At 65.3% G+C, this 21993-nt stretch carries 23 protein-coding genes; 12 read left to right on the top strand and 11 right to left on the bottom strand.

What is annotated here, in order from left to right; all coding sequences use genetic code 11:
- Positions 1-82 precede the first annotated feature (82 nt).
- From LC062_RS02465 to LC062_RS02445, 5 genes are all read right to left on the bottom strand, one after another.
- Positions 83-1168, bottom strand: coding sequence for a succinylglutamate desuccinylase/aspartoacylase family protein (locus tag LC062_RS02465; RefSeq protein WP_224909429.1), 1086 nt, complete (start codon positions 1166-1168; stop codon positions 83-85).
- A complete protein-coding gene (rimK, locus tag LC062_RS02460; RefSeq protein WP_224909428.1) occupies positions 1165-2070 on the bottom strand; it encodes a 30S ribosomal protein S6--L-glutamate ligase in 906 nt (301 codons plus the stop codon). Before rimK ends, LC062_RS02465 begins: the two co-directional genes overlap by 4 nt.
- Positions 2067-2639: an ATP-dependent zinc protease family protein gene (locus tag LC062_RS02455; RefSeq protein ID WP_224909427.1), complete on the bottom strand. Its 573-nt coding sequence runs from the start codon at positions 2637-2639 to the stop codon at positions 2067-2069. Before LC062_RS02455 ends, rimK begins: the two co-directional genes overlap by 4 nt.
- 138 nt (positions 2640-2777) lie before the next feature.
- Positions 2778-3314 carry a CoA-binding protein gene (locus tag LC062_RS02450; protein WP_224909426.1) on the bottom strand — a complete coding sequence of 179 codons (537 nt, stop codon included), beginning with the start codon at positions 3312-3314 and terminating at the stop codon, positions 2778-2780.
- Positions 3315-3359: 45 nt separating this feature from the next.
- Positions 3360-4169 carry an enoyl-CoA hydratase gene (locus LC062_RS02445; RefSeq protein ID WP_224909425.1) on the bottom strand — a complete coding sequence of 270 codons (810 nt, stop codon included), beginning with the start codon at positions 4167-4169 and terminating at the stop codon, positions 3360-3362.
- Between the two features lie 144 nt (positions 4170-4313).
- Between LC062_RS02445 and LC062_RS02440 the strand changes: the two genes are divergently transcribed.
- From LC062_RS02440 to rpsI, 3 genes are all read left to right on the top strand, one after another.
- Positions 4314-4733: a PaaI family thioesterase gene (locus LC062_RS02440; protein WP_224909424.1), complete on the top strand. Its 420-nt coding sequence runs from the start codon at positions 4314-4316 to the stop codon at positions 4731-4733.
- Between the two features lie 242 nt (positions 4734-4975).
- Positions 4976-5443: a 50S ribosomal protein L13 gene (gene rplM, locus LC062_RS02435; protein ID WP_224909423.1), complete on the top strand. Its 468-nt coding sequence runs from the start codon at positions 4976-4978 to the stop codon at positions 5441-5443.
- 2 nt (positions 5444-5445) lie between these two features.
- Positions 5446-5922 carry a 30S ribosomal protein S9 gene (rpsI, locus tag LC062_RS02430; protein WP_224909422.1) on the top strand — a complete coding sequence of 159 codons (477 nt, stop codon included), beginning with the start codon at positions 5446-5448 and terminating at the stop codon, positions 5920-5922.
- Between the two features lie 303 nt (positions 5923-6225).
- Here the strand turns inward: rpsI and LC062_RS02425 are convergent, their stop codons facing one another.
- The gene (locus tag LC062_RS02425; RefSeq protein ID WP_181758428.1) at positions 6226-6648 is read right to left on the bottom strand and encodes an Lrp/AsnC family transcriptional regulator; all 423 of its coding nucleotides are present in this window, start codon (positions 6646-6648) and stop codon (positions 6226-6228) included.
- A 160-nt stretch (positions 6649-6808) separates the two neighbouring features.
- On the opposite strand from LC062_RS02425, the gene rocF reads away from it, so the two are divergent.
- Both rocF and rocD read left to right on the top strand, forming a co-directional pair.
- Entirely contained in the window at positions 6809-7765 is a 957-nt protein-coding gene (gene rocF / locus LC062_RS02420; protein WP_224909421.1) for an arginase, read from the top strand.
- A gap of 65 nt (positions 7766-7830) precedes the next feature.
- Positions 7831-9042 (top strand): ornithine--oxo-acid transaminase, encoded by a 1212-nt coding sequence (gene rocD, locus LC062_RS02415; protein ID WP_224909420.1) that lies wholly within the window; start codon positions 7831-7833, stop codon positions 9040-9042.
- Between the two features lie 17 nt (positions 9043-9059).
- Here the strand turns inward: rocD and LC062_RS02410 are convergent, their stop codons facing one another.
- Positions 9060-9629 carry a DUF6653 family protein gene (locus LC062_RS02410; protein WP_224909419.1) on the bottom strand — a complete coding sequence of 190 codons (570 nt, stop codon included), beginning with the start codon at positions 9627-9629 and terminating at the stop codon, positions 9060-9062.
- A 242-nt stretch (positions 9630-9871) separates the two neighbouring features.
- On the bottom strand, positions 9872-11677 hold the full coding sequence (locus LC062_RS02405) for a PHA/PHB synthase family protein (RefSeq protein WP_224909418.1): 1806 nt from the start codon (positions 11675-11677) through the stop codon (positions 9872-9874).
- Positions 11678-11945: 268 nt separating this feature from the next.
- On the opposite strand from LC062_RS02405, the gene LC062_RS02400 reads away from it, so the two are divergent.
- The 7 genes from LC062_RS02400 (at position 11946) to LC062_RS02370 (ending at position 19427) form a co-directional block, all read left to right on the top strand.
- Complete coding sequence (locus LC062_RS02400) at positions 11946-12380, top strand: hypothetical protein (protein ID WP_224909417.1); 435 nt, start codon at positions 11946-11948, stop codon at positions 12378-12380.
- A 287-nt stretch (positions 12381-12667) separates the two neighbouring features.
- Complete coding sequence (locus LC062_RS02395; protein WP_224909416.1) at positions 12668-13885, top strand: LL-diaminopimelate aminotransferase; 1218 nt, start codon at positions 12668-12670, stop codon at positions 13883-13885.
- Between the two features lie 33 nt (positions 13886-13918).
- Entirely contained in the window at positions 13919-15232 is a 1314-nt protein-coding gene (locus tag LC062_RS02390) for a homoserine dehydrogenase (RefSeq protein ID WP_224909415.1), read from the top strand.
- A gap of 34 nt (positions 15233-15266) precedes the next feature.
- Entirely contained in the window at positions 15267-16262 is a 996-nt protein-coding gene (gene glpX / locus LC062_RS02385) for a class II fructose-bisphosphatase (protein WP_224909414.1), read from the top strand.
- 74 nt (positions 16263-16336) lie between these two features.
- Positions 16337-18154, top strand: coding sequence for a single-stranded-DNA-specific exonuclease RecJ (gene recJ, locus LC062_RS02380; protein ID WP_224909413.1), 1818 nt, complete (start codon positions 16337-16339; stop codon positions 18152-18154).
- A 98-nt stretch (positions 18155-18252) separates the two neighbouring features.
- Positions 18253-18453, top strand: a complete 201-nt coding sequence (locus LC062_RS02375; protein WP_224909412.1) for a hypothetical protein — start codon at positions 18253-18255, stop codon at positions 18451-18453.
- A 74-nt stretch (positions 18454-18527) separates the two neighbouring features.
- Complete coding sequence (locus LC062_RS02370; RefSeq protein WP_224909411.1) at positions 18528-19427, top strand: nitrilase-related carbon-nitrogen hydrolase; 900 nt, start codon at positions 18528-18530, stop codon at positions 19425-19427.
- A gap of 83 nt (positions 19428-19510) precedes the next feature.
- Here the strand turns inward: LC062_RS02370 and LC062_RS02365 are convergent, their stop codons facing one another.
- From LC062_RS02365 to LC062_RS02355, 3 genes are read right to left on the bottom strand one after another with little or no spacing between them, the layout of a single operon-like run.
- Positions 19511-20353 carry a substrate-binding domain-containing protein gene (locus tag LC062_RS02365; RefSeq protein WP_224909410.1) on the bottom strand — a complete coding sequence of 281 codons (843 nt, stop codon included), beginning with the start codon at positions 20351-20353 and terminating at the stop codon, positions 19511-19513.
- Positions 20354-20383: 30 nt separating this feature from the next.
- Positions 20384-21148 carry an ATP-binding cassette domain-containing protein gene (locus tag LC062_RS02360; protein WP_224909409.1) on the bottom strand — a complete coding sequence of 255 codons (765 nt, stop codon included), beginning with the start codon at positions 21146-21148 and terminating at the stop codon, positions 20384-20386.
- On the bottom strand, positions 21141-21848 hold the full coding sequence (locus LC062_RS02355) for an ABC transporter permease (protein ID WP_224909408.1): 708 nt from the start codon (positions 21846-21848) through the stop codon (positions 21141-21143). Before LC062_RS02355 ends, LC062_RS02360 begins: the two co-directional genes overlap by 8 nt.
- Positions 21849-21993: the final 145 nt, after the last annotated feature.

Here is a 21993-nt window from a genome sequence, read left to right as displayed (position 1 = left end):
TCCTCCACCGTGGATGAATGCGCGGCATACTGGCCGAAGGCGCGGAGGCGGTCAAAGAAAACAGATCCGCCTCAGGCCTTGGTCAGATGATTTCATCCTCATCGAACAGCGGATCGCTGCCGAGTTGTTCCGTCAGGCTGTCGATGGTGCTCAGGGCATCGTCATGGGGCATGGCTGCGATGTGAAACAATGCATCGCCCTCGTTCACCACCGGCAGGTTGGTGCGACCGATGATCAGGCCGGCGGTTGTGGCGACGACATCCTGTTCCACCTCGCCAAAGGGATCGGAGACGGTGCCGAGCAGATCGCCCGGCGTCAGCGTGTCGCCGATGGTCTTGAACGCGCGCAGCAATCCTCCGGCCGGCGCGCGCAGCCAGGTGCTGGAGCCGACCTTGATCGGCGGCGCCTTCGGCCTGGTGACGCCCTTCGGGCCGATCATGTGGAGCTGGCGCATCACCCGCAGGATGCCGCTGACGCCGACCCGCACGGCGAATTCATCGAAACGCAGACCCTCGCCGCCCTCGAACAACAGGATGTCGACATCATGCTGCTGCGCCGCCTGCCGCAGTGACCCCTCACGCAGCGGCGAGGTGAGAATCACCGGCGCGCCAAAGGTTTCGGCAAGGGCGAGGGTTTCGGGCTTGGATGGTGAGACGCGGATTTGTGGCAGGTTGGTCCGGTGAATGGCGGCGGAGTGCAGGTCGATGCCGATATCGGCGCGCGCCACCACCTCGGTCATGAAAAGATGGGCAAGGCGGGCGGCCAACGACCCGCGCGGGCTGCCGGGGAAGCTGCGGTTGAGGTCGCGCCGGTCCGGCAGGTAGCGGGAATGGCTGTGGAAGCCGAAGGCATTGACGATCGGGACCACCAGCAAGGTTCCGCGCAGGTTCTCCAGCGCCGGCTGGCGCAGAACCCGGCGGGCAATGTCCACGCCGATGATTTCGTCGCCATGGATCGCCGCGCTGACGAACAGCGTCGGTCCGGGGCGTGCGCCATGGACCACATGCACCGACATGGAAACCGGCGTGTGGTCGGACAACACGCTGACCGGAAGGTCGATGGTGCGCCGCTCCCCCGGGGCGATCGTGAAGGATCCGATCGCGAAGGGCGGACGCGGCTCCGCTCCGCCCCGGGGCCGTGCCGGCTGTGAGGCCGTCGGCGGCGTCACCCTTTCCCCCTGGTGCGGGTCTTGCCCGGTTTGGCTTTCTTCTCGATGAATTCGATGATCTTGCCGGCAACGTCGATGCCGGTGGCCTTTTCCACCCCTTCCAGCCCGGGGGAGGAGTTCACCTCCATCACCACGGGGCCATGATTGGCCCGCAGCATGTCGACACCGCAGACATTGAGCCCCATGGTCTTGGCTGCGCGAACGGCGGCCTGCCGCTCCTCCGGCGAAATGCGGGTGGGCTCCGCACTGCCGCCGCGATGCAGGTTTGAGCGGAACTCGCCTTCAGCGCCGGTACGCTTCATCGCGGCGATCACCTTGCCATCCACCACCAGCGCGCGGATATCGGTGCCGCCGGCTTCCTTGATGAACTCCTGCACGAGAATGTTGACCCCGGCGCCGCGAAACGCCTCGATCACGGATTTCGCCGAGCGGTGGGTATCGGCAAGGACGACGCCAATGCCCTGGGTGCCCTCCAGCAGCTTGATCACCAGCGGCGCGCCCCCGGCGAGCTTCAACACTTCCTCGGTCTGCTTCGGGTCATGGGCGAAGGTGGTGACCGGCAGGCCGACCCCATCGCGAGCCAGCAGTTGCATCGATCGCAGCTTGTCGCGCGAACGGCCGATGCTGACGGATTCGTTGAGCGGGAACACGCCCATCATCTCGAACTGACGCAGTACGGCCAGGCCGTAGAAGGTGACCGAAGCGCCGATGCGCGGGATCACCGCATCGAAGAGCGGTAGCTTCTCGCCGTTATAATAGATTTCCGGCCGGCGCGAGGCGATGTTCATGTAGCAGCGCAGGGTGTTGACGATCTGCATCTCATGCCCGCGTTCCTCGGCGGCCTCCTTGAGCCGGCGATGCGAGTAAAGGTCCGGGTTGCGGGCCATCATGGCGATCTTCATGGTATGTCTCCGGATGGCGGTGGCACGATCGGTGCCCCAACGTGAAACTGGCTGCTTGGAGCTCCGGCGACATAGGAACGCCCAGGATCGACAAGGACGCCGCGCCGGCGGATTGCCGAACGTCCAAGGATCAGATCGAATTCCATCTTCGCGCGATTGGCGAGCGATGCCTCGATGGACCAGTGATGACGGCCGAGCAGCAGCGTCGTGCGGATCACGAAGCGCCGTTCGGGAATGCCGCTGGTGTTCTTGATGTCGCGCTCGTCGATCAGCGGGGTCTCGACCGGGATGGTCTTGTGCGCGGCCGAGGCGGGGACCTTGAAACGCACCCACTTGCGGCCTTCGCGCTCGAACAGCTGCTGGTCGACCGCATGAAGCGCGGAGGTGCGCGCGCCAGTGTCGATCTTGGCCTTGAGCGTGGCGATACCAAGGTCCGGCAGGGAGACGATCTCCCGCCAGCCGATGATGTCGGGCTGGGGTTGGGGACGTTTGAGCCTTGCCGGCCCATCCGGTTGCAGGCTCCCGGACTTGCGCGAAGTGGTCACCTTGCCTGTCTCGTGTGCTGCCATGTCCCGCGGGCCGCCAATCGGCGCGCGGTCACCTTTTGCAGAGTGCACCCGGGGCGGGCACCTCGTCAAACGCCTTGTTTGACAGGCTTTCCCGTTCCGGGCGGGGGTGTCGGGCGACGCTCGCCCCCTCCTGGGGGCTCAGTCCTGAGGCGGTTTGCTCGTCGCCAGTCCGCGATGCTGATAGCCGCTCTTCAACACCGGACGCTTGGCCGACAGGTTGCGCGAATTGACGCCGGTCCAGCCGATCTCGCCGGAAAGGCGCCCGTATTCGATCTTCGGGCAGCGATCCATCACCACCTTGAGACCCTTGTCCTCCGCCAGCCGGGCCGCCGCGTCATTGCGCACGGAAAGCTGCATCCAGATGACCTTGGGCAACGTCGGGAGCCGCAAGGCCTCCTCAACGACGGCGCCGGCCGCCTCCGAATTGCGGAAGATGTCGACCATGTCGATGGCAACGGGGACATCCGCCAGTGAGGCATGGACGGTCTGGCCGAGAATCTCCTTGCCGGCCTGTCCCGGATTGATCGGGATGACCTCATAGCCCTTGGACAGCAGGTATTTCAGAACGAAGTAGGACGGCCGCACGGTGTTGGCGCTGGCGCCGACCAGGGCAATGGTCTTCACCCCGTCGAGGATGTCGCGGATATAGGCGTCCGAGTAGCTGTCATGGTTCACGGCAAGGGGCTCCGGTAAGGGCAGGGCGGCGGGCGCGGGGAAGGGTTATTCCCCGGTCCAATCGGGCGAGCGCTTTTCCAGGAAGGCGCCGATGCCTTCCTCCGCATCGCGGGCCATCATGTTGTCGACCATCACCTGGGCGCAGTAGTCATAGGCCTCGGCAAGCGGCATCTCGATCTGCCGATAGAACGCTTCCTTGCCGGTCTTCAGCGTCAGCGGCGATTTGGCGGCGATGGTTTCGGCATATTTCGCCACCACCTGACCGAGATAGGCCTCCGGCACGACCCGGTTGACGAGCCCGAATTCGCGGGCGGTCGAGGCGTCGATGATTTCGCCGGTGAGCAGCATCTCCATCGCCTGCTTGCGCGAGACATTGCGCGACAGCGCCACCATCGGCGTGGAACAGAACAGGCCGATATTGACGCCGGGGGTGCAGAACCGGGCCGTGTCGCTGGCAATCGCCAGATCGCAGGAGGCAACCAGCTGCAGCCCGGCGGCGGTTGCCATGCCGCCCACCTCGGCGATCACCGGCTTGGGCAGAGTGACGATGGTCTGCATCAGCCGTGAGCAGCGCCCCATCACATCCGTGTAATAGGCCCGGCCGCCATCGGCCTTTGCGCGGGCCGCGGTCATCTCCTTCAGGTCGTGACCGGCGCAGAACACCGCGCCCGTTGCCCTGAGCACGACCACCCGCACCTCGGGATCCTCTGCCGCACCCTCGAGCGCCGACTGAAGCGCGGCCATCATCTCCTCCGACAGCGCGTTGCGGCTTGCCTCCCGTTGCAGGGTGAGGGTCAGAACGCCGCCCTGGCGGTCCTGGGCGATCGGTGGGGTGGCATCTTGCGCTTGCAGCATGGCGAGCGGTCTCCTTGACGTGTCTGCCCGTTATAGCGGAGCGGCCGGCGCCGACAAAGCGCCGCGTGGGCCTTGTGATGCAAGGTCGCATTCCGTAAACGGAAAGGGGAGATACGCGAGGGAGGGAATATCTTGCAGCCGATCATGAGTATCGCGGAACTGGACGAGTTCATCGACCGGGAGTTTCCGCAAGTGCATGTGGATGGGCGGATCTATGCCATCGAGGACCTGTCATCGGGGCAGGCGGTGGTGTCGATCACCCCGCAGGACCGGCATTTGCGCCCCGGGGGGACGGTGTCCGGCCCGACTCAGATGACGCTCGCCGATCTCGCCGCCTATATCGTGATTCTCGCCCATATCGGGCCGGTGGGGCTTGCGGTGACCACCCATCAGTCGATCAACTTCCTGCGCAAGCCCGAGCCCGGCGAGCTGATCGCCACCTGTTCGCTGCTGAAGCTCGGCAAGCGGCTGGCCGTCACCGAATGCGGTATCCGCAGCCGTGGCAGCGAGGAGCTGGTTTCCCACGCAACCGCGACCTATTCGATCCCGCCACGGGAAAGCTGAGCCGGCGCAGGGCGGTTTGGGTGAGGAATTTATGTGGTAATATCATACCGTTTTTATAATGCATTGTTTTATTTGGCAAATCTCGAGGGCGGTGCGAATAATGTTGATTGACAGGTTGTTCCGCCACGCGTAAATACCCTTCGACAGCACGCGGTCCCGTTTGGGGCCGTTTTGCATGGCATTCGGACCGGCTTGGCTGACATCTGGCAATGTCCGGTTCGCGACAAAAACGGATCGCACCCATGAAGACCTATTCTGCCAAGACGGCCGAGGTCGAGAAAAAGTGGATCTTGATCGACGCTGAGGGCGTTGTCGTCGGCCGCCTGGCCGCCTTCATTGCCAACACTTTGCGCGGCAAGACCAAGCCGACCTTCACCCCGCACATCGACTGCGGCGACAATGTCATCGTCATCAACGCCGACAAGGCGGTTCTGACGGGCAACAAGCTGCAGGACAAGAAGTACTACTGGCACACCGGTTATCCCGGTGGCATCAAGGAACGCACCGCGCGCGCCATCATCGAGGGCAAGTTCCCCGAGCGCGTTCTGGAGCAGGCCGTGAAGCGCATGATGCCGGGTGGCCCGCTGAGCCGCCAGCAGCTGAAGAATCTCCGGATTTACGCCGGGTCCACCCATCCGCATGAAGCCCAGACGCCGGTCACGGTTGACTTCAAGGCCTTCAACGCGAAGAACGACGGAAAGAGGGCTTGACCATGGCTGAGCTGCAGTCCCTCGAAGAACTCGGCGGCGCCATCGACGCCGGCCAGTCCGAAGCTCCTGTGCATGTCCAGAAGCTTGACGCCCATGGCCGCGCCTACGCGACCGGCAAGCGGAAGGACGCGATCGCACGTGTCTGGATCAAGCCGGGCACCGGCAAGATCACCATCAACAAGAAGGACTTCGTGGAGTATTTCGCGCGTCCGGTGTTGCAGATGATCCTGCGTCAGCCGATCGTTCTGACCGATCGCGACGGCCAGTATGACGTGATCGCCACCGTCACCGGTGGCGGCCTGTCCGGCCAGGCCGGCGCGCTGCGTCACGGCATCTCCAAGGCTCTGACCCATTACGAGCCGGAGCTGCGCGGTGTGCTCAAGAAGGAAGGCTTCCTGACCCGCGACAGCCGCGTTGTCGAGCGTAAGAAGTACGGCAAGCGCAAGGCGCGCCGGAGCTTCCAGTTCTCCAAGCGCTGATCTCCGGATCGGTTCTTGCAAGAAACACGACGGCCCGCCCTTTGGCGGGCCGTTTTGCGTTATGACAAGCCCCTTCTCAGGGCGTCCTCCCGGACGAAGCGCAAGCGGAGATCCGGGACCGGAGAGCCACGACCTCTCGAGTCCTGCTCCTTGAAAATGCAGGCCCATCGGCTCCCCGATCCCGGGTCGCGCCAAGGCTTGCCCGGGGAGGACGGGGGAGGCGTCTTCGCCCTTTGGCGGGCCGTTTTGCGTTTGTCGGGCGGTTTGTGCCGGCCTGCCGCGTCCCGGCGATAGATGCGCGGCCTATCCCTTGCGCGAGGCGAGAAGGATGCTGGTTTCGGAGGAGGCGATGCCGTCGAGGCCGCGGATGGTCGACAGCAGCCGGTCAAAGGCCTCCAGCGTGTCCGCCTCGATCTCCGCGACCACATCCCAGCGCCCGTTGGTGGTGTGCAGCGCGCGCACGTCCGGAAAGCCATAGAGCCGGCGCACGATCGCATCGGCCCGGTGTCCCTCGACCTCGATCATCATCACCGCGCGAATCGGCCGGCCCGTCGCATCGCTGCGCAGGCGAAGGGTGAAGCCCTGAATGGTGCCATCGGCCACCAGCCGGTCCATCCGCGCCCGAACCGTGGCCCGGGACGTGCCGAGCTCGGCGGCGAGCGAGGCAACCGGCAGGCGGGAATCGTGGCGCAGCAGGGCGATCAGCTTCCGGTCGAGATCATCCATATCTGTCACATTGCTCCATTGAGCCTGCCACTATGGCAGAATTCCTGAACAAATCGCCGAAAATCCATCTATTTGCCACCGCGCAATCGGCGCATCCTTTGTGAAACGACCGGGAAGGGAGGGCGTCTCCCATCTCCGGCACCAGGATGCGGGGAGGCGGATGATGAGCGGAAACGGGGCGCGGCGGATCGGTTTGCTTGGCGTGCCGGTGGAGGCGGGAACGGGCCGTCGCGGGGCGGGTATGGGGCCGGAGGCCTTGCGCGTCGCCGAACTGGAAGCCCGACTGGTCGCCCTTGGCCGGGATGTCACCGACCATGGCAATGTGGTGCAACTGGATGCACGAGCTTTGGGGCCATTGACCTTCGCCGGCGCCGCCCACAGCCCGGAGCGGGTGGCGAGCTGGGTGCGACCGCTTGCCCGCCAATCCTACGATCTGTGCAAGGCCGGCACGCTGCCGGTGTTTCTCGGCGGCGATCACTCGTTGGCGATGGGCTCGGTCATGGGGGTTGCCCGCCACTGGGAGGAGGAGGGCAGGCCGCTGTTCGTCCTCTGGCTCGATGCCCATGCGGATTTCAACATTCCCTCGATTTCGCCTTCGGGCAACATGCACGGCATGTCGCTGGCGCTGCTCGCCGGTGAAGAGGAATTGCGGCCGGTGTTCGGTGATGACCCGACCACATCCATTCCGCCGGAGCGCATGTGCGTGTTCGGCGCCCGCTCGATCGACCCGGGAGAACGCGATCTGCTGCGCCGGCGCGGCGTGTCGATCGTCGACATGCGGCAGATCGACGAACATGGTGTCTCGGTTCTGCTGCACCGGTTCCTGAACCGTGTCGCCGCCGAAAACGGCGTGCTGCACGTATCGCTCGACGTGGATTTCCTCGACCCCACGGTCGCCCCTGGCGTGGGCACCACCGTACCGGGCGGCGCCACCTATCGCGAGGCCCATCTGGTGATGGAGCTTCTGGAGGATGCGGGCTGCGTCGGCTCGCTCGACGTGGTCGAGCTGAACCCGTTTCTCGATGACCGCGGTCGCAGCGCGCTCGTGCTTGCCGAGCTGGTGGCCAGCCTGTTCGGGCAGGAAATCATGGACCGGCCCACCCAGCCGTTCGGGTAAGCGAAGGAACGCGCCCCGACCACCCGTTCACTGACTTTTGCATCACTTGATCCGAGGAGGCCCGCATGAGCCGGTTGCCGGAAGACTACATCGCCGCCGAACACCGCTTGGGTGCGCATAACTACAAGCCGCTGGACGTCGTCCTGACGAGAGGCGAGGGCGTCTGGCTGTGGGATGTGGAGGGGCGGCGCTATCTCGATTGCCTCTCCGCCTATTCAGCCGTCAACCAGGGGCACTGCCATCCGCGCATCCGCGATGCGATGGTAGAGCAGGCCGGCAAGCTGACGCTGACCTCCCGGGCCTTTCACAACGACCAGCTTGCGCTTCTCTATGAAGATCTCTCGGCCCTGACCGGCGCGCACAAGATCCTGCCGATGAACTCCGGCGCCGAGGCGGTGGAAACGGCGGTCAAGGCGGTACGTAAATGGGGCTACGAGGTGAAGGGCGTGCCGGCGGGCAAGGCGGAAATCATCGTTTGCGCCAACAACTTCCATGGTCGCACCCTGGGCATCGTCGGCTTCTCGACGGATCCGACGGCGCGCGCCGGGTTCGGTCCCTTCGCGCCCGGGTTCAAGGTGGTCCCGTTCGGCGACTATGAGGCGCTGGAAGCGGCAGTCACCGACAATACGGTCGCCTTTCTCGCCGAACCGATCCAGGGCGAGGCTGGCATTCTCCTTCCACCCGAAGGGTATTTTCGCAAGGCGCGGGAGCTGTGCACCGCGCGCAACATCACCATGATTCTCGATGAGATCCAGACCGGCCTCGGGCGCACCGGGCGGCTGCTGGCGGAAGAGCATGAAGGGGTCGAGGCGGATGTGACGCTGGTCGGCAAGGCGCTGTCCGGGGGCTTCTATCCGGTTTCAGCGGTGCTCTCCAACTCGGAGGTTCTCGGCGTTCTGAAGCCGGGCGAGCATGGCTCGACCTTTGGCGGCAATCCGCTCGCCTGTGCCGTCGCCCGCATGGCGCTGAAGGTGCTGGTCGAGGAGGGGATGATCGACAATGCGGAAACCCAAGGGGCGTATTTCCGCAAAGGACTGGGGGAAATCCGCTCCAATGCGGTGCGCGAGGTGCGCGGGCGCGGCCTGATGATTGCCGTGGAGCTGCATCCGGAAGCCGGCGGCGCGCGGGGGTATTGCGAGGCGCTGCGCGATGAGGGGATCCTGGCCAAGGACACCCATGAAGACACCATTCGCATCGCGCCGCCGCTGGTGCTGGGCCGTGAGGATGTCGACTGGGCACTGGAGCGGTTCGACAAGGTTCTGACGCGCGGGGGCTGAGGCGCCCGCGCGTTCAGTCAGGACCCTGTCTGGCGACGTGTCTGCTTGCCGGTCTGGTGGCTGGCAGCGTTGTCGTTGTCCGGAGTGACGCTCCAGGAGCGGTAGACGGGATGCGCGTCGCGCATCTCGTCGTAGAGCCCGACCATGGTCTGCAGGAAGGTCATCTTCCCCGTATAGGTCAGAACCAGACCGATGACGAGCGGCACCAGGCTGGTGGTCGCCGCGCCCCACAGTCCGATGACGAAGCCGATGCCGGTGACCAGCGACAGCACCATGGCCCGGCGGTTGATGGCGTCGGGGATCGGGACCATCAGCCGGTTGAGCCACACCCGTTCGCCGAAGGTCGCGCGCACGTGCCAGCTGTCGAACCGTCTGGGCGGTGGGAAGAGCCTCGGGTTCAGCCACAACCAGATGCACACCAGCGCGATAGCGGCAAGCGCCACCGGCCAGCCGTACCAGGCATGCGACCAGACGGCGAGATGCAGCAGGGGCAGGGTGGCGAAGCGGGTCCACACACTCCAGCCGCTGGCGTGGCGCCGCCAGACATCCGCATCCATGCCCAGCGCCGGAATCTTTCCTGCGTCCATGGGCCTGTAAACGGAGTATTTTGCGGCCGGCGTGCCGGTCCGCTGCGGAGTGTGCGGCATGATGCGCCTGTATTCGGCTGAACCTGTCAGCGACTGAAGCGGATACCCGATGACGCGGCCAGACCCAGCGCGATCGGTGCTCCGAGGCGCCGGAAGGTGCCTGCGAGAGCCTTTTCAGTCATACCGCATTTTCCCGCCCCATGCCAAGGCTGGGGCAGGATGGAGGCGTCGGATGCGGACGGTCAGGAGCGCGTCTTGACGTAGCTGCCGGGCGCATCCTCCAGGATCTTCATGCGCCGGGCGCCCGGCTTGCGCGCCTTGGCAGTGGTGTCGTCCTGCGCGCGGATCCAGGCGTCCCAATGCGGCCACCAGGAACCGGGATGTTCGCTCGCCTGGGCGATCCAGTGCTCAAGTGAGCCCGTCGGCGGACCATCGACCCAGTATTGATACTTTTTCTTGGCGGGCGGATTGACCACCCCGGCGATATGCCCCGAGCCGGAGAGCACATAGTCCACCTTGCCGCCGAAGAAGCTGGAGCCGAGAAACACCGATTCCGGCGGAGCGATGTGATCCTCGCGGGTGGCGAGGTTGTAGACCGGGATCGTCACCTTCCCCAGGTCCAGCCGTTCGCCGGCGATTTCCATCTCGCCCTTGGAGAGGCGGTTTTCCAGGTAGCAGTTGCGCAGATAGAAGGAGTGATTGGCCGCCGGCATCCGGGTGGAGTCCGAATTCCAGAACAACAGGTCGAAGGGGAAAGGTTCGCGCCCCTTCAGGTAGTTGTTGACCATATAGGGCCAGATCAGATCGTTCGACCGCAACAGGTTGAAGGCGGAGGCCATCTTCGAGCCATCGAGATAGCCCTTTTCCTCCATCCGTTTTTCCAGCGCTTCGATCTGCTCTTCGTCGACGAACACTTTCAGATCGCCCGCGTGGGTGAAATCGACCTGGGTGGTGAAGAAGGTGGCGCTCTGGATCCGCTCGTCGCCGGTGGCCGCCATGTAGGCCAGCGTCACGGCCAGCAGGGTGCCGCCGACGCAATAGCCGATGGCATTGACCTCTTCCTCGCCCGTGGCGCGCTTGATGACGTCGAGGGTCTCCAGGATGCCCTCGCGCATGTAGTGCTCGAAGCTCTTCTTCGCCTGGCGTTCATCGGGATTGACCCAGGAAACGACGAACACCGTGTGTCCTTGCTCCACGGCCCATCTGATGAACGACTTTTCCGGATTGAGATCGAGAATGTAGAACTTGTTGATCCAGGGCGGCACGATCATCAGCGGCCGCTTGAGAACGGTATCGGTGGTCGGGGTGTACTGGATGACCTGGCACACGTCGTTCTGGGCGATCACCTTGCCGGGGGTCAGCGCCAGATTCTCACCGACCTTGAACTTGGTCGGATCCGACTGGCGAAGGCGCAACTCGCCCTTGCCGGCCTCGATATCCTCCGCCAGCAGCTTCATGCCGCGCACCAGATTCTCGCCGTTCGATTCCAGCGTCTCGCGCAGCAGCTCCGGATTGGTCAGGACGAAGTTCGACGGCGACAGCGCGTTGGCGATCTGCTTGACGTAGAAATCCGCCTTGTGGCGCGTATGGTCGTCGAGGTCCGCGGCCTCGACCACGAGCTGCTCCGCCCATTGCGAGGTGATCAGGTAGAGCTGCTTGACGAAATCGAAGAACTGATTCTCGCTCCATTCCGGGTCGCCGAACCGCTTGTCGCGCGGATCCGGTGTGACCGCTGGCGTGGAGGGCTCGCCCATCATGCGCTTGAGCGAGGAGTTCCAAAGGCCGATATATTGGGTCCACAGACGGCTCTGGGCTTCGATCGCGCGCTGCGGATCGGACATCCAGTACTCACCGACCTGGCTGAGGGTCTTGACGATTCCCGTCAGTTCATCGGCCAGTTCGGACTTGATCTCCCCCTTTTCGCGCGGTTCGACATAGGCGGCCATGGCTTTGCCGGCGTTTTCGATGATCTTGGCGAGGTTCTGCGCAAAGGCTTCCGGATTGTTCACGATGTACTGCAGAAGTGGGTTGTGTTGATCGTTCTGCATCCGCGCTGTGCCCTCCACTGGCATTCCGGAAATTGATGTCTGCCGCCGCTGGTGTCGGTCCCTGGCGCCGGTCCGTGCATGGCGGGTGTGGACCGACGAAGCTCAACTGGCATAATAGCGCTTTATCAGGCCGGCATGACAAGATGGACAAAGCGCTTAGTGTGTCGTAACCGGGGGAATGTTGAATCCGATGACCTTTGCACGAAGGGATCGGCCACAGGGTCGGACCGCGTACCGTTCGATGTCGGCAGCACCACTTGCGACTGCAATGGCGCTAATCGTTGGCGCTTGCGCCTACGCGCCTTCCGGCACGCTGGTTGACGCCTTCGAACCGGTGCCGGCGCGTGGGGGGGCGGCCTCCGGTGCCGAGGCGCGCCCAAGCGCAACCGCCGGTGAGCAGGGGACCACGGCCGAGCGCCTTGCCGGGAGTGCGACCGCGGCATCAGCGCCGGTGGCAAACGCCGACGCTTCCCGGCCGGAGACGCCGGCAACGGCGTTTTTCACTCCCTACGACTTCGATTCGCAGCTTCTGTCCCTTGAGGAGCAGGAAGCGACGCGCCGCCGGCTCCTGGATATCGCTGCAGGGCGGGCGGGGGCATCGCCTCCCGCGCCGGCACAATCGGGAGCCGAGGCCCTGCGCCGTCTCGGTGCCGAGCATGGTCAGCGTGCCATTCGCGAAATCGAAGCGGGTGCGGAGGACTAGAATGGACTGGGGTAGCCGGGCGGTTTGACCGCAGGTGCCCGTTCTTTCTACCCGCTTCGGCGGGGAAGACCGCAAGATGAGCGTCATGAACGTGATTTTGCCGATGCAAGGCGCCGCGTTCGCTGGTAAACATCCGCGCTGCCGTGCCGCCTGACATCCCGTCTCCCGACCGTTCCGCATTCGCGCGAAGGCAAGGGGGAAGGGCAGGCGAAGCGGGCCGGAAGCGTTTTCGCAGGTGCCGCCTCCGGATGATCGAAGAGTTCCCTGCGCCGTGCAAGAGGTGTGTCATGGAAGAGTTCTACCAGACGCGGCGTTTGCCGCCCTATGTCTTCGAACAGGTGAACCGGCTCAAGGCAAAGGCACGCGCGGCAGGGGCGGACATCATCGATTTGGGCATGGGCAATCCGGATGTGCCCACCCCCCAGCACATTGTCGACAAGCTGGTCGAAACGGTCCAGAACCCGCGGACCCATCGCTATTCCTCCTCCAAGGGCATTCCGGGGCTGCGCCGCGCGCAGGCGGCCTATTACGAGCGCCGTTTCGGCGTAAAGCTCGACCCGGAAACCCAGGTGGTCGCCACGCTCGGGTCCAAGGAAGGCTTCGCCAACATGGCCCAGGCGATTTCCGCGCCGGGCGATGTGGTGCTCGTGCCGAACCCGAGCTATCCGATTCACGCCTTCGGCTTCCTGATGGCCGGCGCGGCCCTGCGCTCCATTCCCGCCGAGCCCGGCCCGGAGGTGTTCCACGCGCTGGAGCGTGCGATTGTCCATTCGGTGCCCAAGCCGATCGCTCTGATCCTGTGCTATCCGGCCAACCCGACCGCCTATGTGGCCGATCTCGAGTTCTACAAGGACATCGTCGCCTTCGCGAAGAAGCATGATATCTTCGTTTTGTCCGATCTGGCCTATTCGGAGATCTACTTCGGCGATACGCCGCCGCCCTCCTTGCTGCAGGTGCCCGGCGCGATGGATGTCGCCGTGGAGTTCACGTCCCTGTCCAAGACCTACTCCATGCCCGGCTGGCGCATGGGCTTTGCCGTCGGCAACGAGCGGCTGATCGCCGCCCTGGCGCGGGTGAAGTCCTATCTGGACTATGGCGCCTTCACGCCGATTCAGGTGGCGGCCACCGCCGCGCTCAACGGTCCGGACGATTGCATTGCCGAGACCCGGGCGATCTATCGCAAGCGGCGCGATACTCTGGTCGATGCCTTCGGCCGGGCGGGCTGGGATGTGCCGGCCCCGGAAGCGAGCATGTTCGCCTGGGCGCCGATTCCGGAGAAGTTCCGCGAGCTGGGCTCGGTGGAGTTTTCCAAGCTGCTGATCGAGAAGGCCGAGGTGGCGGTCGCCCCGGGGCTGGGCTTCGGCGAGCATGGCGACGGTTATGTGCGCATCGCGCTGGTGGAAAACGAACAGCGCATCCGCCAGGCGGCGCGCAGTCTCCGCCGCTTCCTTGAAACGGCGGACAAAACATTGCACAACGTGGTCCCCATCGGAGCGTCCCGCTAGGACGGTCGCGCTTACAAACGGATTGCATCTCATATGGCAACTGAATTGCACGTCGGTGTCGCGGGCCTTGGAACGGTCGGCGCGTCCCTCGTCGGACTGCTGGACAAGAAAGCGAACGCGCTTGCGGCCCGGTGCGGCCGTCCCTTGCGGACGGTCGCGGTCTGCGCCCGCGACAGGACGCGCGATCGCGGGCTCGACCTGTCCGGCTGCGAATGGTTCGACGACCCCTGCGCGCTCGCGGTCTCGCCGTCGATTGACGTGTTCGTGGAGTTGATCGGCGGCGACGAGGGGCCGGCGCATGACAGTGTGCGGGCCGCCCTTGAGGCCGGCAAGCATGTGGTGACGGCGAACAAGGCCTTGCTCGCCCGCCACGGCGTCGAGCTGGCGGCGATTGCCGAGAAGAACGGCGTCAGCCTCAATTTCGAGGCGGCGGTGGCCGGCGGCATTCCCATCGTCAAGACCATGCGCGAAGCGCTGGCGGGCAATGACGTTACCCGCGTCTATGGCATCATGAACGGGACCTGCAACTACATCCTCACCCGGATGGAGCAGGAAGGGCTCGGCTTTGCCGAATGCCTCGCCGATGCCCAGCGTCTCGGCTATGCCGAGGCCGATCCGACCTTCGACATCGAAGGGTTCGACACGGCGCACAAGCTGGCGATCCTGACCTCGCTCGCCTTCGGCTGCGAGATCGACATGGATGCGATCTACGTCGAGGGCATCAGCTCGATCAGCAAGGCGGATATCGAGGCGGCCAGCGAGCTGGGCTATCGCATCAAGCTCCTGGGCGTGGCGCTGCGCACCGACAGCGGCATCGAACAGCGGGTGCACCCGACCATGGTTCCGCGCTCCTCGGCGATTGCCCGCATCGACGGTGTGCTGAACGCGGTCGCGGTGGATGGCGATACGGTCGGGGAGGTGGTGCTGGTCGGCCCCGGTGCCGGCGGCAACGCCACCGCGTCCGCTGTGATCGCCGATCTTGCCGATGTGGCCCGCGGGCAGATGCGCCCGGCGCTTGGCGCACCGGTCGGCGAACTGGCCCCCTATCGCGCGGCGCGGATGCGCCGGCATGAGGGGGGATATTACATCCGCCTTTCCGTCTTCGACCGTCCGGGCGCTTTCGCCGAGATCGCGCGTATCATGGCCGATGAGGAGATTTCGCTGGAGTCGATCGTGCAGCACGGCCGGGCGCCAGCTGCGGCCGGTAAGGGCTGTTCGCCGCAACCGGTGATCCTGATAACCTACGAAACAACAGAAGCCGCCGTGAAGCGGGCCCTTGCGACGATTGAGGCGCAAAACCTGGTCGACGGCACCCCCCAACTGATCCGGATCGAGAAACTCGCTTGATCCGTGCACCGTACCATTGATCTGAGGACCATTCATGTCGAAGACCGAAGCCGCCAAGAGCGATGCGCTCGACCGTATCCTGGCCCTGGAACTGGCCCGTGTCACCGAGCGTGCTGCCGTGGCTGCTGCCCGGTTGCGCGGGCGCGGCGACGAGATGGCTGCCGACCAGGCCGCCGTTGACGCCATGCGCCGCGAACTGAACTGCCTGCCGATTGCCGGCACCGTGGTGATCGGCGAGGGCGAGCGTGACGAGGCGCCGATGCTCTACATCGGCGAGACGGTCGGCACCGGTGAGGGACCGGCGGTCGATATCGCGCTCGATCCGCTCGAAGGCACGACCATTTGCGCCAAGAACCTGCCGAATTCGCTGGCGGTGATTGCGATGGCACCGAAGGGTGGGCTGCTGAACGCTCCGGACAGCTACATGGAAAAGATCGCGGTCGGTCCGGGTTACCCGGCGGGGATCGTCGATCTCGATGCGCCTGTGGAAGAGAACATCGCCGCGCTGGCCAAGGAAAAGGGCGTGCCGGTGGCGGAAATCACCGCCTGTGTGCTCGACCGTCCGCGCCATGCCAGCCTGATCGAGGGCTTGCGCGCCACCGGCGCCTCCATTCGCCTGATCGGCGATGGCGACGTGGCCGGCGTGATCCACACCACCGATCCGGACGAGACCGGCATCGATATCTACATGGGCATTGGCGGTGCGCCGGAAGGCGTGCTGGCGGCCGCCGCCCTGCGCTGCATCGGCGGCCAGATGCAGGGCCGTCTGGTGATCACCCGCGAAGAGCAAGTCGAGCGCGCCTATCGCATGGGCATCAAGGACATCAAGCGCAAGTACACCATGGAAGAGATGGCCACCGGCGATGTGCTGTTCGCGGCCACCGGCGTCACCGACGGCAACTTCCTGCAGGGTGTGCGCTTCGGGCGTGGCGACATCACCACCCACACCGTCGTGATGCGCTCCACCACCGGGACCGTTCGCTACATCAAGGCGCGGCATACCCATCTCGACAAGTTCCATCTGGGCTGACTGAAAACGAAGCGCGGGCCGGACGGCTGAACGGCCGGCCCCGCACCGGCGCCGACGGGGAGCCTCGAACGGGCATGACAGGCATGGACGAGGGCACGCGGCGCACGGTTCTTGGCGTGGTGCGCTCCGCTGGTGAACGCATCTGGCAGGAGCGGCTCGACCGGCGCCAGGCCAGCGTTGCCATGGCGATTACCCAGCGGCTTGGCGTGCCGGAAGTGGTGGGCCGGGTGCTGGCGGGGCGCGATGTGCCCCTTGACGCGGCCACCGCGTTTCTCGACCCGACAATCAAGAGCCTGATGCCGGATCCGTCCGTGGTTCAGGACATGGAGGCGGGTGCGGCCCGGGCCGCCGATGCGGTTCTCGCCGGGGACGAGATCGCCATCTTCGGCGACTACGATGTGGATGGCGCCACCTCCTCGGCGGTGCTGTCGCGCTACTTCTCCGCGCTTGGCGTTTCCTGCCGCATCCACATTCCCGACCGGATTATCGAGGGCTATGGCCCGAACGGCCCCGCCATTCGCGCCCTGAAGGACGCCGGCGCCGGGCTGCTGATCTGCGTCGACTGCGGCAGCACCTCGTTCGAGGCGCTGGAGGAAGCCGCCGCCGTGGGGCTGGAAACGCTGGTCATCGACCATCATCAGGTCGGCGAGACGCTGCCCCGCGCTCATGCCCTGATCAACCCCAACCGGCAGGACGACCTGTCCGGTCTCGGCCATCTGGCCGCCGTCGGGGTCGCCTTTCTGTTCATTGTCGCGCTCAATCGCGAGCTGCGTCGCCGGGGTGTCTTCCGTCAGCGGCGGGAGCCGGACCTTCTGGCCCTGCTCGATCTGGTCGCCGTCGGCACCGTCTGCGACGTGGTGCCGCTCAAGGGGTTGAACCGGGCCTTCGTGCGCAAGGGGCTGCTGGCGCTGCATGCGCGTGGCAACATTGGTCTTGCCGCGCTGTGCGACACGGCCCGGGTCAACGGCCCGGCCACGCCCTATCATCTCGGCTTCCTCATCGGTCCGCGCATCAATGCCGGCGGGCGGATTGGCGATGCGGCGCTCGGCGCCCGTTTGCTGACCACCCTTGACGGGGATGAGGCGCGGTCGATCTCCGAGACACTCGAACGGCTGAACGGCGAACGGCAGGCCATCGAGGCGATCATGCTGGAGGAGGCCGATGCCGCCGCGCTGATCGCGGTGGAGCGGAACGATCCGCCGGTGCTGGTCTCCGGCTCCGATGGCTGGCATCCGGGCGTGGTCGGGTTGGTCGCCTCCCGCCTGAAGGAACGCTACCGCCGTCCGGCCTTCGCCATTGCCTTCGACGAGCGGCGCGGTGTCGGCACCGGGTCCGGCCGCTCAATTCCGGGCGTCGATCTCGGCGGGGCGGTGCGCAAGGCGGTCGACCTCGGGATCTTGGAGAAGGGCGGCGGCCATGCCATGGCCGCTGGCCTGACCGTGGCGCGTGACCGGATGACCGAGCTTGAGGAATTTTTCCGGGCCGAGCTTTCGGATGAGGTGGCCGCCGCCCGCGCCGGCAACACCCTGAAGGTCGATGGCGTGCTGACCGCCAGCGCTGCAAGCGTCGATCTCCTGCATCTCCTGGAGGACGCTGGGCCGTTCGGCGCCGGCCATTCGGAACCGGTGTTCGCCTTTCCCGCCCACCGGGTGAAATTCGCCGATGTGGTCGGCAAGGGGCATGTGCGCCTGACCCTTGGCGATGGCGCCGGAGGCAGCCTGAAGGCGATCGCCTTCAAGGCGGAGCAGACCCCCTTGGGAGAGATGCTGCTGTCGAAGCGCGGGCAGACCCTGCATCTGGCCGGGTCCCTGTCGCTCGATACCTGGCAGGGCCGCGAGCAGGTTCAGGTGCGGGTGATCGACGCTGCGGATCCGCGCACCTGCCGGCCTTGAAGCAGGCCGTCAACTAGGCAAAAATTTCCCTCGATTAACCAAGATGTAATCCCGTCGGCCTTACCCTGAGGGCGGATGATGATGACGGGATTGAACCAATGACACCTCGGGCACAGCTGCGCCGGTTGATGAGCGACGTCGACCAGGCGGCGGACAGGGCGCATGTGGCGCTGCGGCGCGTGCAGGTCGGACCCGATGTGCGCTGCGTCGACGCCGCCGAGGTGGCCGCGCCCCTGCGCCATGGCCTCATTCTCGCCAGCCTGCTGATGGCCGCCAAGGTCCTTTTCGCGCAAGGGTGATCCCGCGCGGAAGCCGGGGGAGCCGCTGATTTTGCGGTTGAATTTCCCCGGTACTGGCGGCAGCATCGCCGCCCATGAGCACCAATTCCTATCGTATCGCGCTATGCGCGCTGAACCTTGGTCACGGTGGGGAGACCCCCGGTGACTTCGTCGCGGCCATTGCCCGCCATATGGAGCGGGCGCGGGAGGCGGGCGCGCGTCTGCTGCTGCTGCCGGAATACATCAGCGAGTGTTTCCTCGCCTGGCGCCCGGAAGGGCTGTCCCCCGATGGCGAGATCGCCTGGATGGCGGGGGAGGCGGACCGGATCCTTCCCCAGCTTCGCGAACTTGTCACCCGCACCGGGGTTTCGCTGGTGGCTGGGTCGATGCCTCATGCGGCCGGCGAGGGGCGGTTCACCAACCGGGCAACCGCGTTTCTACGTGACGGCCGGACCATTCATCACGACAAGCTGGCGCTCACCCCGGATGAGCAGGACCGGGACACCTGGGACCTTTACCCGGGCGATGCGGTGACGCTGTTCGAACTGGACGGCATCCGCATGGCGATGCTGATCTGTCTTGATGTGGAGATGCCGGCCCTGTCCTGCCTGATGGCCGCCGAGGCACCCGAATTGCTGCTGGTGCCGTCGATGACCTCGAGCCTTGCCGGGTATAGCCGGGTGTTCGGCTGCGCCAAGGCACGGGCGGTGGAACTGATGGGCGCGGTGGCGGTCTGCGGCACGGTCGGCAGTACGCCGGGCACCACGCAGAACGAGGAAACCGTCTCCGGTGCCGCGCTCTATCTTCCATGCGAACCGGCGCTTGGCTATGACGGTGTCGGTGCGGCGCTGCCGCCGGTCGACGGCAAGGCCGGGGAAGAGCCGTTTCTGGTGGTGGATGTGCCGGTCGGTGAGATCCGGGCACTGCGTGCCGGCGGGGCCGAGGTCTGGCCGGGCAACTGGCGCGCCGATGGCGTGACGCTGCGCAAGGCCTGAAGGCGGCCAGTCGCTGTGGCGTCAATCAGAATAGCCGCCCCCGCCAGGCAAGCGAGGGCGGCCGATGCGGGACCCTCGGCGGATCAGTTGGTTTCCTTGACAGCGTTCGGGAAGAACAGCTGCTGACCATCGACCTTGTAGGCGGCAATCGCCTTCTGGCCTTCCGCGCCGATCAGCCAGTCGATGAAGGCCTGTCCGTCGTCTTTCTTCACCGCCGCATGCTTCTCCGGATTGACCAGAATGACGCCATACTGGTTGAACAGCTGGTCGTCGCCCTCGGTCAGGATCGCCAGTTCGCCCTTGTTCTTGAAGGCGATCCAGGTGGCCCGGTCCGACATGGTGTAGGCGCCCATACCGGCGGCTGCGTTCAGCGTCGCGCCCATGCCCGAGCCGGTTTCCCGGTACCAGCTACCCGACGCCTCTCCGATGTCGACCTCGGCCATTTTCCAGAGCGCGCGCTCCTTCTTGTGGGTGCCGGAATCATCGCCGCGCGAGGCGAAGGGTGCCTTGCTGTCAGCGATCTTGCGCAGGGCAAGCGGTGCGTCGGACAATCCCTTGATGCCTGCCGGATCGCTCTTGGGCCCGACGATCACGAAGTCGTTGTACATCACGTCGGATCGCTTCACGCCGAAGCCATCGGCGACGAATTTCTCCTCCGCCGGCTTGGCGTGGACCAGAAGCACGTCGCCATCGCCGTTGCGGGCGTTCTTCAGCGCCTGTCCGGTGCCGACGGCGACGACACGGACCTCGATGCCGCTCTTCTCCTTGAACTGCGGCAGGATCGCATCGAGCAGGCCGGAGTTCTGCGTCGAGGTGGTCGACTGGACGATGATGAAACGATCATCGTCGGCGAGAGCCGGTGCCGTGGCGACAACGCCCAGCGCGAGGACCGCGGCGGCGGATGCGGAGAAGAAACGTGTGAGCATGGGATCTCCCTTCGGGTCTTGGCGGAAAATTCAGAGCAGGATCTGGCCGGCGAGATAGGCCCGGGCCTCGGGGGAGGCCGGTGTGTCGAAATAGCTGTCGGCGTCGCTGTGCTCGGTCAGCCGGCCGCGATGCAGGAAGACCACGTCTTCGGCCAGCCTGCGGGCCTGGTGCAGGTCGTGGGTGACGAGCAGGACCTTGGTGCCGCCGGCCCGCGCCTTGTGCAGGGTCTCCTCGATCAGCAACACCGAAGCCGGATCGAGATTGGCACACGGTTCGTCGAGGAACAGGATATCCGGGGCCAGAAGCAGGGCGCGGGCAAGCGCCAGCCGTTGCTGCTCACCGCCTGATAGCAGGCGCGCCGGTCGGTCGGCCAGGTCATTGAGATGAAGGTCATCCATGAGAATGGACAGAAGCTCAGTGGCTTCAGGCGACTTCTTCAAGTTGACCGCAAACTGGAGGTTGGCGCGTACCGAGCGTCTGAACAGCACCGGTTTCTGGAACACCATCGCCTGACGCTGGCGCGTTTGCCGGTCGAGCTCCCGCCCGCCCCAGAGGATCCGTCCCGCCGAGGGGGCCAGAAGCCCGTGCAGCAGCTTCAAAAGCACGCTCTTGCCTGCGCCGTTTGGGCCCATGATCACCGTCAGCCGGTTGTCCGCCAGGTCGAGATCGATGCCGTCGAGGATCCGGGTGCCATCGGCGACGAAGCCGAGCCCGCGAATGGTCAGCGGCAGCCGGGCGGCCGGGCGCGCTTCGCCTGGGCTTGTGGGGAAGGGCAGGACGCGGGGGTCAGGCATAGGCCATCCTCCGCGCGCTCGCCCTGACGGCCATCACGGCAGCGTTGACCGCCAGCGCGATCATCAGGAGCACGAGGCCCAGCGCCAGCGCCAATGCCAGATCGCCCTTCGATGTCTCAAGAGCGATGGCTGTGGTCATGACGCGGGTGACGTGGTTGATGTTGCCGCCGACAATGATGACGGCGCCAACCTCGGCGATGGCCCGGCCGAAGCCGGCAAGCACTACGGTCAAGAGCGCATAGCGGGCATCCCACAGCAGCGTCACGGCGGCCTTGTGCCAGGGAACCACCATGGAGCGGAAGGTGTCCGCGTATTCGGCGTTGAGATCGCTCAGGACCTGGTGGGTGAGGGCGACGATGATCGGGGTGACCAGAACGGATTGTGCGATGATCATCGCGCCGGGGGTGTAGAGCAGCCGGAGAACGCCAAGCGGTCCGGCATTCGACAAGAGCATATAGACCAGGAGGCCAACCACCACCGGCGGCAGGCCCATCAAGGTGTTGAAGAGAACGACGAACAGCCCGCGTCCGGGAAAGCGCAGGATCGCCAGCGCGGCGCCGATTGGCAGGCCGATGGCACAGGCGATCAGAACCGCGGCGAAGGTGACGCGCAGCGACAGGAACACGATCTCGCCCAGCGCCGGGTCAAACCGCCACAGCAACTCAAAGGCCAGCGAGAAGGAGTTTGCGAAATCCTGCATAATCCCGCGCGGTTTCCGAAAATGAATGCCTTTACGTAACCTAACGCAGCTTATGCGCTTGTAAAGCCGAATTCTCTCGCGGCGATGGCGCCATCGGGCTGGGTTTGGGGTATAACGGCAGCCACATGGAGAGCGGGCCGGTACG

Source organism: Stappia indica (assembly GCF_020177335.1).
GTDB classification, from domain to species: Bacteria; Pseudomonadota; Alphaproteobacteria; order Rhizobiales; family Stappiaceae; genus Stappia; species Stappia indica_B.
Note: the sequence above shows the minus strand (reverse complement) of the source record. Positions and strands in the feature narration are given on the sequence as shown.